Below are 14845 nucleotides of genomic sequence, written 5' to 3'. Positions count from 1 at the left end.
GCCATGGCCCTCGCCAAGACACCGATCCAGGACAATGCCTATGCCGCCGCGCTCGCCCTGCTCGAGCGGGCGCCGATGATCGACGGCCATAACGACCTGCCCTACGTCATCCGGCTCGACCGCGAGGCAAAGGGCGACGTCGCCGCCTATGACCTGACCAGGGTCCATCCCGAGACCGACACCGACATCCCGCGCATGCAGGCCGGCAAGCTCGCCGGCCAGTTCTTCGCGGCCTATGTCCCGCCGAACCATCCCAAGCCCGCCGGCTTCGCGCTCGCCCAGATCGCGCTGATGCGCGACATCATGGCCAAGCACGCCGACGTCTTCCGCCCCGGGCTCTCCGCCGACGATGTCGAGGCGGCCAAGGCCGAGGGCAGGATCGCTCTGTTCATGACGATCGAGAACGGCTCGGCGCTCGACAACGAGCTCGATGCGCTCGACGCCTATTACGCGCTCGGCGTGCGGCTGATGACGCTCTGCCATAACGGCACGCATGACTGGTGCGATTCGGCCACCGACGCGCCCCGCCATGACGGGCTCTCCTCCTTCGGCATGCGGGTCATCCGCCGCATGAACCGGCTCGGCATGATCGTCGACCTCGCCCATGTCGCGCCCAAGGCGATGCATGACGTGCTCGATGTCAGCCGCGCACCAGTGGTCTGGTCGCATTCCAACGCCTTCTCGCTCTGCGACCATCCGCGCAACGTTCCCGACGACGTGCTCGACCGCGTCTTCGGCGCTGGCGGCCTCGTCATGGCGACCTTCGTGCCGGATTTCATCAGCCAGGCCTCGCGCGACTGGCACCGGCCGGCCAAGGACCAGTATGGCAAGACGCCGGACGGGCTGGACTACAAGAAGGCCGAGGCCGACATCGCCGCGAAATCCGGCCCTCGCCCCAAGGCGACCCTGGCGGAGTTCTGCGACCATCTCGACTACCTCGCCAAGCGCGTCGGGCACGATCATATCGGCATCGGCTCGGATTTCTTCGGCGGCGCGGTGCCCGAGGGGCTGGAGGACAATTCCGTCTACCCGTCGCTGATCGCCGAATTGATTCGCCGGGGCTGGTCGGAGCAGAATCTGGAGAAGCTCGCCGGCGGCAACCTGCTGCGCGTGATGCGCGCCGTCGAGGCGGCGGCCGACTGACACAGCCAGGCTCGTCATCGTCGGGCTTGACCCGACGATCTCTTTCCTGAGATTGCCGGGTCTTCGCTTCGCCCGGCAATGACGGTGCGCGGCCGGCCGAAAACGACGAGTCTCCCCATGCCCGGTTCCGGCACCGACCGCACCCGCCCCGCGACGCAGGCCGCAGCTCCGGTCGTCATCCTGGTCGAGCCGCAGCTCGCCGAGAATATCGGCATGTGCGCCCGCGCCATGGCGAATTTCGGCCTCTCCGAGATGCGCCTCGTCGCGCCGCGTGACGGCTGGCCGAGCGGCGGCGGGCTGAAGAAGGGTGCGACCTCGGCCGCCTCCGGCGCGACCCATATTCTCGAGAACGCCAGGCTCTATCCCGACGCGGCGGCGGCGATCGCCGACCTCAACCATGTGCTGGCGACGACCGCCCGCGAGCGCGGCCAGATGAAGCGCGTCGTCACTCCCGCCGAAGCCATGCCGGCCCTCGCGGAGCGTGTCGGTGGCGGCGAGCGCGTCGGCATCCTGTTCGGGCGCGAGCGCATCGGCCTCACCAATGAGGAGATCTCGCTCGCCGACGCGATCCTGACCTTCCCGGTCAATCCGGCCTTCGCCTCGCTCAACCTGGCCCAGGCCGTGCTGCTCGCCGGCTATGAATGGTTCAAGGCGACGGGCGGCGAACCGCCCTTCCGCGAGAACAACCTCTCGCCGCCGGCGACGCGAGAGACGGTGTTCTCGATGTTCGACTATCTTGAGGGCGAACTCGAGCGCTGCGGCTTCTTCCCCCCCGGCAAGAAGCCGGTGATGACCGCGAACCTGCGCGACATCCTGCATCGCCTGGAGATGACCGAGCAGGAGGCGCGCACTTTGCGCGGGGTGTTCAAGTCGCTCGCCGAAGGACCGCGCCGCAAGCAGACCCCACAAGGCGAATAAAAAAGCCGGCCGCGAACGGCCGGCCTTGATTGCGCGCCGTCTCCTGGGACGGCGCGCTGGAGGTTTCGTCAGAACTGATACTTCATCGTCGCCTTCACCGTGCGGCCCGGCTCGCTGTAATAGTCGCGCGCCTGGGGCAGCGCGCCGGTCTGGATGCTGACGGCGTCGAAATACTTCCGGTCGAAGATGTTGTAGACGCCGACCTGGAGCTGGATGTCGGCGAGCTGGGTCGGCCGCCACCAGGCCGTCGCGTCGAACACCGCATAGCCCGGCGCCTTGAAGCCGGCATTCACGTCGTCGCGCGCCGAGGCGAGCTTGGTCGACACTTCCGCACCCCAGACATTGGTCGCGTAGCTCACCCCGACGACCCCCTGCATCGGCGGGATCGAGTCGATGAACTGGCCCGTGTCGCGGTTCGTGCCGCGGATATAGGAGAAGGAGCCCCTCACCTTCCAGTTCTCCGCGAAAGCATAGTAGCCGGAAAGCTCGATGCCCTGGATCTCGGCGCGCGGGATATTGCGCGGCCCCTGGATGCCGCCCTGCGGATAGAGCGCGTTCGGCGGGGCGATCTGCACGACCTCGATGAAGTTCTGGTAGCTCGTGTAGAAATAGGTCGCCGAGCCGCCGAGCTGCTGGTCGCCGAAGCGGAAGCCGACATCGATGCCGCGGCTGATTTCGGCCTTGAGGTCGGGATTGCCGATCCGGAGATAGGTGCCGGGCCCGCCGAAGGTGCCGTAGAGCTCGCTGGCCGTCGGCGCGCGGAAGCCCTTTGACAGCTGGACGAAGCCGGTCAGCTTGGGCAGCACGTCGTACTCGACCCGCAGGCGCGGCGAGAAGGCCTGGTCGCTCGACGAGCGCGGCAGCCCGGAGAACGAGGCGTTGCCGGCATATTGCGCCGTCAGCTTCGGCACTTCCTCGTACCAGTCGAAGCGCGCGCCGGGCGTGATCCGCAGGCTCCCGCCCAGCAAGCCGATCTCGTCATGGGCGTAGATGCCGACCATGCGGCCCTCGACCTTCGGCGTGTCGGCCTGGTTGCTGTGCAGGTTGTTGCAGGCGGTGAAGGGCGCGAGATGGCGGCCGGATGCCGGGCGCGGCGGGCAGTTGTCGAGGCCCTTCGAATATTGCTCGAGCTCGGATTGGCGTAGCTCCACGCCGGCCGTCACTGTGTGCGAGGCGATGCCGGTCTGGAAGTTCTTGATGACATAGCCGTTGAAGCCGAAGGAGCTCTGCTCGGTCTGGTTGTCGCGGGCATAGAGACCGATAGGCGTCGAGCTGCGGATGCCGTTGACGGTCGCGTTCTGCTGGATGCGCTGGTAGTAGAGCACCGCGCTCGCCTCGTCGACGATGGCGCCGGGCAGCTTGAAGTCATAGGAGAGCGAGACGCGCTGGCGCTGGACCTCCTCGCCGGTCCGATAGTCGCCGGGCCGCCAGATCCCGGTCAGCGTCTGCGTCGTCCGGCCGTCGAAATTGTCCTTCCGGCGATAGATCTCGCCGGTCAGCCCAAAGCGATGCACCTCATCGGCCGAGCTTTGCTGCAGCTTGGCGAGGAAGCTGTACTTGTCGAAATCGTCCGGGTTCGGCTGCGTCCTGGTCGGGCCGAAGCTGTTGACCGTGCCCTTGCTGTCCGTCTCGTGGCCCTTTCGATAGCTCCCCTGCAACAGCCCCGAGGTCTGCGCGACGCGCGCCGCGACGGCCGCGCTGCCGAACCAGGCATCGTCGAGGCTGTCATAGCCGGTCTTGGCGAGCGCCCCGAAATTGCGGCCGCGCAGCAGATCGGCCGGGTCGAGCGTGCGCAGCGCCACCGCGCCGCCGAGCGCGCCGCCCAGCGTCGAGCTGCCGCTGCCGCCGCGCAGCAGGTCGAGCGTCGAGAGCGCGTCGAAATCGAAGGAATTGGTGCCGCTGCGATCGATGCGGGTGTCCGTCAGGAACGGGATGCGGATGCCGTCGATCGTGGTCAGCACGCGCGCGCCATCCAGGCCGCGGATATTCACCGAATTGGTGCGCCGGTTGAAATTGAACCCGGCCTCGCCGCGGCGCGCCAGTTCCTCGAAGCTCTGGATCTGGCGGTTGTCGAGTTCCTCGCGGGTCGTGCGGGTCGTCGTCGGCCCGGCGACCAGCGCCGACCCGGCCGCCGCGCCCTGTACCGTGATCGGGTCGAGCACCACCGGCTCTCCGTCGGCCTGCGGAGCGGCTGCCTGCGAGCGCGGTTGCTGCTGCGCTCCGGCCTGGGATGCCGTCATGATCAACGCAAGAACGCCAAGCGCCACGCCATAGCGCAGCCCGCCAGAATGCCCACCCATCGCCAGACCCCGTCCCTGCAGATCGCAACCAAGAACTGGCCACGTAGTCTGCAGTTTAAAATTGCTGAAAACTAAGCTTTACCATTCGTAATAAAGCCGTTATCCGATAGAAATTGAGTCAGGGCCTGTCAATCGATTCCAAGTGTATTTCATAACTATAGAATTGTTATAAAAAAGAACTACTGCACTTTATAATACTTCTATATTGCGACATGGGTCGGCGACCTCCCCGGCTGCCCCCCATGTGCTCCCGATCTCGTGATCGCCGTCATCCGGCCGCAAACGTCGTTGTGTATTGCAACGCACAAGCCGAGCCGCATCATGCGGTCCGGGGGGCGCATCACAGATCGCCGGATCAATGCTCAATCGCCGGACCTTCCTCATGAACACAGGCGCGTTCGCCGCGTCTCTCGCCGGAGCGCAGCGGGCGGCCTTCGCTGCCGATCTCGACGTCGTCGTCATCGGCGCCGGCGCGGCCGGGATCGCGGCTGCCCGCGAGCTCAAGGCGGCGGGCCGCCAGGTCCTGGTCGTCGAGGCCCGCGACCGGCTCGGCGGGCGCGCCTTCACCGACGCGTCGCTCGGTCCGGCCTATGATGCCGGCGCGATGTTCATCCACTGGGCCGAGCGCAATCCCTGGGTGAAGATCGCAGCGGACCTCGGGATCGACACACCCAGCGAGCCCTGGGGCGGCGGCTTCAGGGTCTTCGCCGATGGGCGCCCGATGCCCGACGCCGACCGCACGAAGCGGCGCGCCGTCTTCGGTCAGATCGACCGCCGGCTCGAGACGGTCGACATCGGCAAGCGCGACCTCTCGGTCGCGGAGCTCCTCGGCGATCTCGGTCCCGAGATGGCGCCTGTCGCCGCCTCCGGGCTGCTGCTCTCGATCGGCGAGGAATCGGACCGGATCTCGGCGCGCGACTACCAGCGCCTCTGGGCCGGCGACGATCTCGTGGTGCCGTCAGGCTATGGCAACCTCGTCGCGCGCCATGGCGAGGGGCTCGATATCCGCCTCGGTGAGCCGGTCAGCGCCATTCGCTGGGACGGGCCGGGCGTCGAGATCACGACGCCGTCCGGCACGTTGCGGGCCCGCGCCTGCATCGTCACCGTGCCGGTCGGCGTGCTCAAGGCCGGTTCCATCCGATTCACGCCCGAGCTGCCCTCGGCCACGCGCGACGCGCTGGATGGCATCGGCATGGGTGCGCTGACCAAGATCGCCCTCAGGGTCGAGGGCGACCGATTCGGTCTCGGTCCGGGCATGAGCTATCTCGAAGCCGGCTCGCCCAAAGCAATGATGAATCTCGACCTCTTCCCCGACGACAAGGACCTCGTCATCGCCACCTGCGGCGGCGACCATGCCCGCGAGCTGTCGCTCGCCGGCGCCGATGAGGCGCGGGCCCATGTCACCGACCTGCTCGCGAAGATGGTTGGCGAGAGCGTCCGCAAGGCGGTCACCGGTGTCTCCTTCCCGGCCTGGTGGACCGATCCGTTCTCGCGCGGCTCCTATTCGGTCTGCCTGCCCGGCTCGGAAGCGGCCCGCGACAGGCTCGCCGAACCGATTGGCGGGCGCATCTGGTTCGCCGGCGAAGCCACGGCCGGCGGCGGCGCGATGACGGTCGGCGGCGCGACCCTGGCAGGCCGCGCGGCGGCAGCGGCGGTCGCGCGACTGAAGGTCTGAGCGTCGCGAGTATGGGCTGCATGCGCCGTCACAGCGCATGACATGACTTGCCCAACCTGATCCAACCCTGCCACCATGGCCCCGCTGGGAACCGTAAGCGGAGCTTTGACATGAGGATGTCGATCGTTCTCGCCGGCGCATTGCTGGCCTTCCCGGCGTTCGCCGCCGGGCCTTTCGCCAAATTCTCGATCGGCAACTGGAGCGGCGGCGCCTTCACCCATAACGACAGCGGCCAGTTCTCGCATTGCGCGGTCACCGCCAACTACAAGAGTGGCGTCAGCATGCACGCCTCCGTCACCTCGGGCTTCGGCTGGAATCTCGGCTTCTCCAACCGGGCCTGGGGCTTGAAACCGGGCGACGACGTGCCGCTCGAACTGGTCTTCGACCGCAACGACACGGTGAAGATCAACGCCAAGGCGGTGCGCCCGCAGCTCGTCGTGGTCTCGATGCCGGCCAATTCCGATATCATCCGCGCCTTTCGCGGCGCCGAATTTCTCGAAGCCGCGATGCTCGGCGCGCGCTACACCTTCCGCCTGACCTCGACCGCGCAGATGCTGCCGGCGCTGGTCGATTGCGTGAAGGCGAATGCGAACCTCAAGGTCGCCGCCGGCGGCAATGCCCCGGCAACCACGGGCAATGACGGCGCGCTGCAGCTCGAGGCGGTCACCCTCGCCACCAACTTCCTGCTTCGGACGCAATTGCCCGAGCCAAAAGTGCTGAGCGGCAGCGAGGCGCCCGCCGGCGTCGGCGCCAACGCCGTCGGCTGGCGGGCCGATGGCGCAACCGGCATCGTCCGGATCATGCCGGCCCCGAACCAGAAGGATATCGACGTTGCCGCCGCGGTCTCCGCATCCGATGCGCGCGGCTGCCAGGGCAAGTTCGCCTCCGGCCGCACCACCGACGCCGCCGAGGGCGGCGGCAGCGTGCTGCGCGGCTTCTCCTCGTGCGAGAACAACGGCGCGACGCGTTACTCCGAATATTACGTGCTGCCGCGCAAGCAGGGCGGCTTCGTGATGTTCTCGGTCGTGACGACTGGAGATGGTTCACTGCACCAGCGGCGCCGTGCAGATTTCCAGCGGGCGGCCCTGACCTCGGTGCAGTGACGCCAGCGATGACGGCCTTCCTCACCAGTTTCTGGCGCTTCGACGGCCGCCTCGCGCGATTGGCTTATGCCTTGCGCTTCGCTGCCGCCCTCGCCGTCTTCCTGGTCGTGCTGGTGCTGGCAGTGGAGATCATCGGCCTCACTCCGGTCGGAACCTCCGGACCCTGGTTCTTCGTCGAACCGGTCCCCAACGCCATCGTCATGCTGCTGTTCTATTGGGTGACGATCGCGCTCTCGGCGCAGCGCATCCGCGATATGGGCTTCCCGGTGCTGCCGATCATCGCGGCGCTGGTCGTGCTCGAACTGCTCGAGAATCTCGTTCTGCCCCATCTGACCGAGGCGCGCCTGCCAGAGCCGCTCGAAGTCATGACGCCGCTCGGAGGCATCCTCTCGATTGCCGCGCTGCTTTGGCTGTTCGTCTGGCCGAGCGCTGGAGCCCGGCCCGATCAGCTTGCACCGCAAGCCGATCGGTGAAGCAGTCTCTAGAGCAGGATGCGAAAAAGTGGGAACCGGTTTTTCGCATGGATCCTGCTCTAACTTATTGGTGAGAGACGGATTCAGCTTTCAGATGGGATCGCAAAGCGATCCCATCTGAAAGCTGAATCCGTCTCTAGAGATCGCGCTCCCAGTTCTGCCCGACCAGATTCTGCCCGAAGGAATGGTGCTTCTCCTCGGCGACCAGCCTGAAGCCCTCGGCGACATAGATCGCGCGCGCCGCATGCAGGATGTCGTTGGTCCACAGCACCATCCGGCGATAACCGGAAGCGCGCGCGAAGCCGATCGCCTCCTGCACCAGCCGCTTGCCGAGGCCGAAGCCCCGTGCCCGCGCTTCGACCAGCACGAGCCGGAGCTTGGCGACCTCGTCCGACTCGCGCACGACGAAAGCCGATCCCACCGGCGCGCCATCGAGCTCGGCTATGAAGCAGCGCTCCTTCCCCGGCTTGAAGTCGCGCAGGAATTTTGCCGCGATCTCGGCGACGAGCGCCTCGAAGCTGATGTCCCAGCCATAGTCCTGCGCATAGAGCCGGCCATGGGCCGAGATCACCCAGCCGATATCGCCCGGCCGGTGCTCGCGAATGATCAAGCGGGGCGCTTGCGGCGCCCTTCCCGACAGCAGCGCCTCGGCCTGATCGAGCGCCGCCACAAGCCTCTGCCGCTCAGTGGGCTGCAGCCGCGCCAGGATCGCGCCGGCCTGGTCGCGAGACGCCATGTCGAGCGGCGCGAACGCCTCGCGGCCTTCCTGCGTCAGCCGCAATCTCAGCGCGCGGCCATCCTCCGGCGAACGCTCGCGCAGGAGCCAGCCCGACGCCGCGAAGCGCTTGAGGATGCGCGAGAGATAGGCCGGATCGAGATCGAGCTCGCGCGCCAGCTCTCCGGCGAGCCAGTCGTCGCGCTGCGCCAATTCATAGAACACCCGCGCTTCCGTCAGCGCGAAGCCGGAACCATGCAGGCTGCCGCCGAGCGCGCCGGTCCAGCGGGTGTGGAACCGGTTGAAGCGTCGGATCGCCGCGACGGCTTGGGTATCGTTGCCTTGCATCATCTGCCTCCGGCGCGGACCATTTTCCCAATTAGTGGACAAAGTCAACTAAATTGACACAGGCGTCCTCGGCGATCCTTGACCACTCCTTAACCGGCCTCTGGCCCAATCGGATCCTTGTCCACTCCCGAGCAGGCGCTGGCGCATGCAGGTCGATCTCCTGGCCGGAACAACCTATGGCGCTGCCGTGATCCCGAAGCGCCGCCCCACGATTCTCGCCTTCGATTCGGGCCTCGGCGGCCTCACCGTGCTGGGCGAGGCGGTTCGCGCCCGCCCCGATGCGCGGATCGTCTATGCCGCCGACGATGCCGGCTTCCCCTATGGCCGGCTGAGCGAAGCCGAACTGGTCGGCCGCGTGCTGCAGGTGATGGAACGGCTGGTCGCGCGTTCCCATCCCGATCTGGTGATCATCGCCTGCAACACCGCATCGACCCTCGTGCTGCCGGCCTTGCGGGCGCGCTTCACCATCCCCTTCGTCGGCACGGTTCCGGCGATCAAGCCGGCGGCCGAGATCACGCGCAGCGGCCTGATCTCGGTGCTGGCGACGCCGGGCACGGTCGCGCGCGATTACACGCGTGGGCTGATCGAGACCTACGCCGCAGCCTGCGACGTCACGCTCGTCGGCTCGACCCGGCTCGCCAGCCTGGCCGAGGCGGCGCTCAAGGGCGAGGCGGTCGATGACGAGGCGATCCGCGCCGAGCTCGCACCATGCTTCGTCGAACGCGACGGCGCCCGCACCGACGTCGTGACGCTCTCCTGCACCCATTACCCGCTGCTGCTGGAACGGATGCGGCGGCTGGCGCCCTGGCCCGTGACCTGGATCGACCCTGCCCCCGCGATTGCCCGGCGCGTGGCGCAGTTGCTCGGACCTGCGGGCGATCATGCCATCGACGCTGCCGGCGACGCGCCCGCGATCTTCACCAGTGGCGCCGGCATCACCGGGCCGTTGCGCATCGCGCTCGCAGGCTATGGCTTGACGCAGGTCATGGTGGAGCCGGTTCCGCTGGCCAATTGACGGCCGTCGCGACGCTCCGGGTTTGACAAATCCCCCTCGGCATGGTTCTAAGCCGGCGTCGCGCGGCTCCGTCAGGGGCCGCGTGGCTTTTTCCGCACCCGTGATCCGCTCACTTCAGAGCCGGATCTGTCGCCCCGGAGACGGGGACAGGAGGGCGCGGTCCTCAACTCGCAACCTTACGAGGACACGCGACATGTCGAAGCGCCACGAGGCGAAATACAAGATTGACCGCCGTCTCGGTCAGAACATCTGGGGCCGTCCGAAGTCCCCGGTCAACCGCCGCGAATACGGCCCCGGCCAGCACGGCCAGCGCCGCAAGGGCAAGCCTTCCGATTTCGGCACGCAGCTGCGCGCCAAGCAGAAGCTCAAGGGCTATTACGGCTCGATCTCCGAGAAGCAGTTCCGCCGCTATTACGCCGAGGCGATCCGCCTCAAGGGCGATTCGGGCGAGAACCTGGTCGGCCTGCTCGAGCGCCGTCTCGACGCGGTGATCTACCGCGCCAAGTTCGTGCCGACCGTCTTCGCCGCCCGCCAGTTCGTCAATCACGGCCACGTCACCGTGAACGGCAAGCGCGTCAATATCTCGTCCTACCAGGTCAAGCCGGGTGACGTGATCGCGGTCAAGGAGAGCTCCCGCCAGCTCGCCATCGTCATCGAATCGGCCACGCTGGCCGAGCGCGACGTGCCCGACTACATCGACGCCGACCACAACAAGTCGACCGCCACCTTCACCCGCACGCCGACCCTGACGGACGTGCCTTACGCGGTGCAGATGGAGCCGAACCTGGTCATCGAGTTCTATTCGCGCTGATTCAATCTCATAGCCGGCGGCCGCAAGCCTCTGGCCGGAATCAGAAAGGGCGGCTCGCAGGAGCCGCCCTTTTCGTTTTCCGTTGCCTGGACGGGCCCTGCCTGGTCACAGATGCGAGCCGGCCTCGTGGCGGAAGAAATAACAGCCGAGCCCGATGCAGCCGATCAGGATCGAGAGGCCATAGGGGCCGAACAGGCACAGCACGAATACGAAGGCGATGAAGGTTCTCATCAGCCATGTTAACCATGAAGTCTTCACGGCATTCTCCCTCTCGCGAGAGTTACTGCCGAACCCTAGGCGGTTAAAAGTGAACTCAATTTGAATGTTTATGGTAAACTGGCATTATCCATAGCTGCGGCGCGGCTTTGCTCGCGACTGACCCCATGCACGGTTCCGCGAACGGCGCTTGAATCGCCGGCGCAGCAAGATGCCGGAAGCATCTGACGCACGCCGACAAAAAAAGGGCGGCCCCGCGGCCGCCCTTGTCTTCCCCGGCAGAATGCCGTGCTCAGTTGCGGTCGCCCCAGCCACGGTCTCCCCAGCTGCGATCTCCCCAGCCGCGATCGCCGTTGTCCGAACGGTCACGCCAGCGGCGCGGGCCATGATCGTCGCCGTCACGACCACCACGGCGTTCGCTCCAGCGCTCGCGCATCCGCTCCATCCGGCCACGCCCATCGGCGATGGCCTCGCGCACGGCGCGGCGCGCCACCGTCTTCTGCTCGTCGCTGAGCGTCGCCCAGAGCGGGCGCACCGTGTCGGCAAGTTCCTTGCTGCGGGCGGCGCGCTCGGACTGACGGTTGGCCGTCATATCGAGCTTTTCCATGATGTCGGCATGGCGATAGGTCTCGCGCTGCTCGCGCATTGCGGTCCAGCGCTCGCGGCGCTGCTCGGCATTCTTCTTGACCGCATTCTCGACCGCCTCGAACAGCGGCACCTGCTCGGGCTTGAGATTCATGTCGGTGCGCAGCTTGGCGAGGCGTTCGTTCAGGCGGGCCTGCATCTGCTCGGCGCGACGCTCACGCCATTCGCTGCGGCGCTGCTCGCGCTGTTCGGTCCGCTCCTGGCGGGTGTTGTCGCGATCGGAGCCACCGGCCTGCGGGACCGGCTGGGGCTGAGCGATTGCCAGCGTCGCGGCTAGCGCTGCGGCCGACGACGCTGCGATGAGGGCAATGCGTTTCATCTTCGGTCTCCATCTGTCTTATCGACAAGGTCGGGTCGCTGAGCGGGTCTCGAAGCCGGTTCGCGATGCTGGCAAAGGTGGCCTCACGGCCGTGTCCCGGCGATGGCGCAAGCATGAAAAGATCGTAATGTGGCGATGACGCGCCAGCCAGCGCGAAGTTCCATCGTCAGCTTCCGTCTGTTCCTGGTCCCGATGCGCAATCTCATCACCGATGTCCGTGGCCTCCTGGTTGGCCAGGCCCATGACGCCGCTGCCGCCACCGGCGTCACCGTCGCCCTGTTCGAGCGGCCGACCATCGCCTCGCTCGCCATTCTCGGCGGCGCGCCCGGCACGCGCGAGAGCGCCCTGCTCGAGCCGGAGATGACCGTCGAGCATGTCGACGCCATCGTGCTCTCGGGCGGCTCCGCCTGGGGTCTGGCTGCGGCCGACGGCGTGATGGCCACGCTTGCCGCCAGCGGCCGCGGCTTCCCCGTCGACGGATTGCGTGTACCGATCGTACCGCAGGCGATCCTGTTCGACCTGCTCAACGGCGGCGAGAAGAGCTGGGCGAAAGGCGGAGCGGAGGCGCCCTATCGCGCTCTGGCGCGGACGGCGACGGAGGCCGCGGGGCAGGACTTCGAGCTCGGCAGCGTCGGCGCGGGCCATGGCGCGACCACGGCCACCCTCAAGGGCGGGCTCGGCTCGGCCAGCGCCCGGGCGGCGACCGGCCAGGTCGTCGGCGCGCTCGTCGCGGTCAATGCCGTGGGCAGCGCCACGATCGGCGACGGCCCGCATTTCTGGGCGGCGCCTTATGAGCGCGACGGCGAGTTCGGCGGGCTCGGCTGGCCGAGCGCGATCACGCCCGAGGATCTCGGCCTGCGCTTCAAGGGCGGCGCCGGCCAGAACACCACGATCGCGCTCGTCGCGACTGACGCCATGCTGACCAAGGCCCAGGCGAAGCGCCTGGCGCTGGCAGCCCATGACGGGCTCGCCCGCGCGCTCAGGCCGGCCCATGCGCCGCTCGACGGCGATATCGTCTTCGCCGCCGCGACCGGACATAGCGGCGCGCCCTCGGACGCTTTTGCGCTGACCGAGCTCTGCGCGACCGCCGCCGACGTCCTGGCGCGCGCCGTCGCGCGCGGCGTCCATGCTGCCACCGCCCTGCCCTTCGCGAAGGCCCAGCCATCGTGGAAAGACCGGTTCGGACGCTGAACGCATCGCCGCGCTACGCCGCGATCTGCCGCCCGTCATTCGCTGTTTGCGTTTACAGACTGGAAACGTTGGAAACTATATACTGATGCACTCAAAGGTTGCATCGCCATATTTTCATTGACTGCTTTGCGCCAGTGGCGCGTTCGTCGATACGGGCTGCCGCACATGCGTGAGATCGCCTTCGGCGTCGCGTTCAGTCTCGTCGTCGCGCTGGCCGCATTCCTCGCCGCTGCCTGGCCGGTCCCCGGTCGTCCGGTCATGTCCTATTTTCCAAACGCCACGGCGGCCGACGTCGTCGCAGCGATCGACCTTGCCGGCGGCCGCCTTCTGCAGATCGGCGACACGCCATCGCTCGTCGTCAGCATCAGCGATCGCGCGGACTACACGGAAAAATTGTATCGCTCGGGCGCCTGGCTCGTGACCGACGCGTCCTTGGCCCGGCTTTGCATGAACCGCCTGCGGGATGCCAGCACATGACCGATGTCGAGAAGCTCAGGGCGCGTTTCGCTTATGTACTGATCGCAGTGCTCTGGGCGAATACCGCGCTCCTGGCGCTCGCAGGCCAGATCACCGGGGTCGACAATCCGGGAATGCTCGTCGGAGCCAGCGTGGCGCTCGCCCTCCTGGCGACCCTGGCCTGGTGGGCGGACGGCACGAAATGGCTGTCCCGGCAGGTCTCTTCGGTCGCCACGATGGGACAGGTGATGCTGCTGGTCTACGCCTTCGCGCAGCACCCCTATCAGGCCGACATCCATATGTACTTCTTCGCCATGCTGGCAGTGCTCTCCGGCTGGCTCGACTGGCGCATCTTCGTCACGGCGACACTCGCGATCGCCGCGCATCACGGCATCCTGAGCATCGTCTACCCCTCGGGGGTCTTCCTGAATGGCGGCAGCGTCGGGCGGGTGCTGCTTCATGCCCTCATCGTCGTGGTGCAATCGGTGGCGCTCGGCTGGGTCGTGATCTCGCTGCGGAGCGCGCTGGTGGCCTCGGAAAGCGAGCGCCGCGCCGCCACGGACGCGAAGCTCGTCGCCGAGGAGGCGCGCAACGAAGTCGCCGCCACGACGCAACAGGCGGCGGCGGAGCGCCAGACGGTGCTGTTCGCCGTCGCGGACGATTTCGAGAGCAAGATCGCCGGCATCGCCAGGGATGTGATCTCGTCGGTCCATACCCTTCGTGCGGCCTCGCAGCAGATGAGGGCGGGGGCCACGCAGGTCGCGGAGCGCTCCGGCGCCGCCTCACTCTCGTCGCAGCACACCTCCTCCAATGTCGTCGCCGTCACCCAGGCGACGACCGAGCTCGCGGCCTCGATCGGCGAGATCGACAAGCAGGTCGGCGAGACCGCGCGGATCGTCGGGTCGACCACGACCAAGGCCCGCACCGTCCTCGCCACCGTCAACGAGCTCTCGAAGAAGGCGGACGATGTCGGCAACATCGTCGGGCTGATCTCGACGATCGCGTCGCAGACCAATCTGCTCGCCCTCAACGCCGCCATCGAGGCGGCGCGCTTCGGCCATTCCGGCAGCGGCTTTGCGGTGGTCGCTCAGGAGGTCAAGGCGCTGGCCAACCAGACCTCGCGTGCGACTGACGATATCCAGGCTCAGATCGAGGCGATCCACGCCTCGGGCGAAGAGGCGATCCGCGCCATCGACGCGATGAACGCGACGATTGGCTCGCTCAACGAGGTCTCGGCCGCGGTCGCGACCGTGATGGAGCAGCAGAACGCCGCAACCGCAGGCATCGCCTATAATATCGAGGTCGCCGCCCAGGAGACCGTGATGGCCTCGGAGAATATCGGCATCGTCAGCCGCGTCGCCGCCGAGACGGGAGACGCAGCCGCCTATGTCGCCGAATCCGCCGATCGCCTGGCCGAGCAGTCGGCGCAGCTCGATCTCGAGGTGGCTCGCTTCCTCGGCCGGATCCGGGCGGCCTGAGCGGGTCCGGAAGGCGCCATTCGGCCGCGTCCCGGCTCT

14 protein-coding genes are annotated in these 14845 nt (G+C 67.2%); 10 read left to right on the top strand and 4 right to left on the bottom strand.

Going from position 1 to position 14845, the window contains the following annotated elements:
• Positions 1 to 3: 3 nt before the first annotated feature.
• Both ACTIF2_RS09325 and ACTIF2_RS09320 read left to right on the top strand, forming a co-directional pair.
• The gene (locus tag ACTIF2_RS09325) at positions 4 to 1143 is read left to right on the top strand and encodes a dipeptidase (RefSeq protein WP_439496778.1); all 1140 of its coding nucleotides are present in this window, start codon (positions 4 to 6) and stop codon (positions 1141 to 1143) included.
• Positions 1144 to 1260: 117 nt separating this feature from the next.
• Positions 1261 to 2061, top strand: coding sequence for an RNA methyltransferase (locus ACTIF2_RS09320; RefSeq protein WP_439496777.1), 801 nt, complete (start codon positions 1261 to 1263; stop codon positions 2059 to 2061).
• A gap of 68 nt (positions 2062 to 2129) precedes the next feature.
• Here the strand turns inward: ACTIF2_RS09320 and ACTIF2_RS09315 are convergent, their stop codons facing one another.
• Positions 2130 to 4361: a TonB-dependent hemoglobin/transferrin/lactoferrin family receptor gene (locus ACTIF2_RS09315; protein WP_439496776.1), complete on the bottom strand. Its 2232-nt coding sequence runs from the start codon at positions 4359 to 4361 to the stop codon at positions 2130 to 2132.
• A 382-nt stretch (positions 4362 to 4743) separates the two neighbouring features.
• Here ACTIF2_RS09315 and ACTIF2_RS09310 point away from each other — a divergent pair, with 382 nt between their 5' ends.
• The 3 genes from ACTIF2_RS09310 (at position 4744) to ACTIF2_RS09300 (ending at position 7612) form a co-directional block, all read left to right on the top strand.
• On the top strand, positions 4744 to 6036 hold the full coding sequence (locus tag ACTIF2_RS09310) for a flavin monoamine oxidase family protein (RefSeq protein ID WP_439496775.1): 1293 nt from the start codon (positions 4744 to 4746) through the stop codon (positions 6034 to 6036).
• A gap of 110 nt (positions 6037 to 6146) precedes the next feature.
• Positions 6147 to 7139: a hypothetical protein gene (locus ACTIF2_RS09305; protein ID WP_439496774.1), complete on the top strand. Its 993-nt coding sequence runs from the start codon at positions 6147 to 6149 to the stop codon at positions 7137 to 7139.
• 8 nt (positions 7140 to 7147) lie between these two features.
• Positions 7148 to 7612, top strand: coding sequence for a DUF805 domain-containing protein (locus ACTIF2_RS09300; protein ID WP_439496773.1), 465 nt, complete (start codon positions 7148 to 7150; stop codon positions 7610 to 7612).
• Between the two features lie 136 nt (positions 7613 to 7748).
• On the opposite strand, the gene ACTIF2_RS09295 is transcribed toward ACTIF2_RS09300, so the two are convergent.
• Entirely contained in the window at positions 7749 to 8678 is a 930-nt protein-coding gene (locus tag ACTIF2_RS09295) for a bifunctional helix-turn-helix transcriptional regulator/GNAT family N-acetyltransferase (RefSeq protein ID WP_439496772.1), read from the bottom strand.
• A 142-nt stretch (positions 8679 to 8820) separates the two neighbouring features.
• On the opposite strand from ACTIF2_RS09295, the gene murI reads away from it, so the two are divergent.
• Both murI and rpsD read left to right on the top strand, forming a co-directional pair.
• On the top strand, positions 8821 to 9690 hold the full coding sequence (gene murI / locus ACTIF2_RS09290) for a glutamate racemase (RefSeq protein WP_439496771.1): 870 nt from the start codon (positions 8821 to 8823) through the stop codon (positions 9688 to 9690).
• A 193-nt stretch (positions 9691 to 9883) separates the two neighbouring features.
• Positions 9884 to 10501, top strand: coding sequence for a 30S ribosomal protein S4 (gene rpsD, locus ACTIF2_RS09285; protein ID WP_439496770.1), 618 nt, complete (start codon positions 9884 to 9886; stop codon positions 10499 to 10501).
• A gap of 105 nt (positions 10502 to 10606) precedes the next feature.
• On the opposite strand, the gene ACTIF2_RS09280 is transcribed toward rpsD, so the two are convergent.
• Together ACTIF2_RS09280 and ACTIF2_RS09275 are read right to left on the bottom strand one after the other, a co-directional pair.
• Complete coding sequence (locus ACTIF2_RS09280) at positions 10607 to 10759, bottom strand: hypothetical protein (RefSeq protein ID WP_439496769.1); 153 nt, start codon at positions 10757 to 10759, stop codon at positions 10607 to 10609.
• A 250-nt stretch (positions 10760 to 11009) separates the two neighbouring features.
• Positions 11010 to 11681, bottom strand: coding sequence for a Spy/CpxP family protein refolding chaperone (locus tag ACTIF2_RS09275; RefSeq protein ID WP_439496768.1), 672 nt, complete (start codon positions 11679 to 11681; stop codon positions 11010 to 11012).
• Positions 11682 to 11873: 192 nt separating this feature from the next.
• Between ACTIF2_RS09275 and ACTIF2_RS09270 the strand changes: the two genes are divergently transcribed.
• The 3 genes from ACTIF2_RS09270 (at position 11874) to ACTIF2_RS09260 (ending at position 14806) form a co-directional block, all read left to right on the top strand.
• Entirely contained in the window at positions 11874 to 12872 is a 999-nt protein-coding gene (locus tag ACTIF2_RS09270; RefSeq protein WP_439496925.1) for a P1 family peptidase, read from the top strand.
• Positions 12873 to 13037: 165 nt separating this feature from the next.
• Positions 13038 to 13349, top strand: coding sequence for a hypothetical protein (locus tag ACTIF2_RS09265; RefSeq protein ID WP_439496767.1), 312 nt, complete (start codon positions 13038 to 13040; stop codon positions 13347 to 13349).
• On the top strand, positions 13346 to 14806 hold the full coding sequence (locus tag ACTIF2_RS09260) for a methyl-accepting chemotaxis protein (RefSeq protein WP_439496766.1): 1461 nt from the start codon (positions 13346 to 13348) through the stop codon (positions 14804 to 14806). Before ACTIF2_RS09265 ends, ACTIF2_RS09260 begins: the two co-directional genes overlap by 4 nt.
• Positions 14807 to 14845: the final 39 nt, after the last annotated feature.

Origin of the sequence: Allobosea sp. (genome assembly GCF_051860145.1) — a bacterium.
Taxonomy (GTDB): Bacteria; Pseudomonadota; Alphaproteobacteria; order Rhizobiales; family Beijerinckiaceae; genus Allobosea.
Note: the sequence above shows the minus strand (reverse complement) of the source record. Positions and strands in the feature narration are given on the sequence as shown.

Excerpts from the sequence above, each read along its gene's own strand:
- ACTIF2_RS09265 (WP_439496767.1), top strand. The coding sequence starts at position 13,038 with ATGCGTGAGATCGCCTTCGGCGTCGCGTTCAGTCTCGTCGTCGCGCTG.
- ACTIF2_RS09270 (WP_439496925.1), top strand. The coding sequence starts at position 11,874 with ATGCGCAATCTCATCACCGATGTCCGTGGCCTCCTGGTTGGCCAGGCC.
- ACTIF2_RS09275 (WP_439496768.1), bottom strand. The coding sequence starts at position 11,681 with ATGAAACGCATTGCCCTCATCGCAGCGTCGTCGGCCGCAGCGCTAGCC.
- ACTIF2_RS09260 (WP_439496766.1), top strand. The coding sequence starts at position 13,346 with ATGACCGATGTCGAGAAGCTCAGGGCGCGTTTCGCTTATGTACTGATC.
- ACTIF2_RS09325 (WP_439496778.1), top strand. The coding sequence starts at position 4 with ATGGCCCTCGCCAAGACACCGATCCAGGACAATGCCTATGCCGCCGCG.
- ACTIF2_RS09315 (WP_439496776.1), bottom strand. The coding sequence starts at position 4,361 with ATGGGTGGGCATTCTGGCGGGCTGCGCTATGGCGTGGCGCTTGGCGTT.
- murI (WP_439496771.1), top strand. The coding sequence starts at position 8,821 with ATGCAGGTCGATCTCCTGGCCGGAACAACCTATGGCGCTGCCGTGATC.
- rpsD (WP_439496770.1), top strand. The coding sequence starts at position 9,884 with ATGTCGAAGCGCCACGAGGCGAAATACAAGATTGACCGCCGTCTCGGT.
- ACTIF2_RS09310 (WP_439496775.1), top strand. The coding sequence starts at position 4,744 with ATGAACACAGGCGCGTTCGCCGCGTCTCTCGCCGGAGCGCAGCGGGCG.
- ACTIF2_RS09300 (WP_439496773.1), top strand. The coding sequence starts at position 7,148 with ATGACGGCCTTCCTCACCAGTTTCTGGCGCTTCGACGGCCGCCTCGCG.
- ACTIF2_RS09305 (WP_439496774.1), top strand. The coding sequence starts at position 6,147 with ATGAGGATGTCGATCGTTCTCGCCGGCGCATTGCTGGCCTTCCCGGCG.
- ACTIF2_RS09295 (WP_439496772.1), bottom strand. The coding sequence starts at position 8,678 with ATGATGCAAGGCAACGATACCCAAGCCGTCGCGGCGATCCGACGCTTC.
- ACTIF2_RS09320 (WP_439496777.1), top strand. The coding sequence starts at position 1,261 with ATGCCCGGTTCCGGCACCGACCGCACCCGCCCCGCGACGCAGGCCGCA.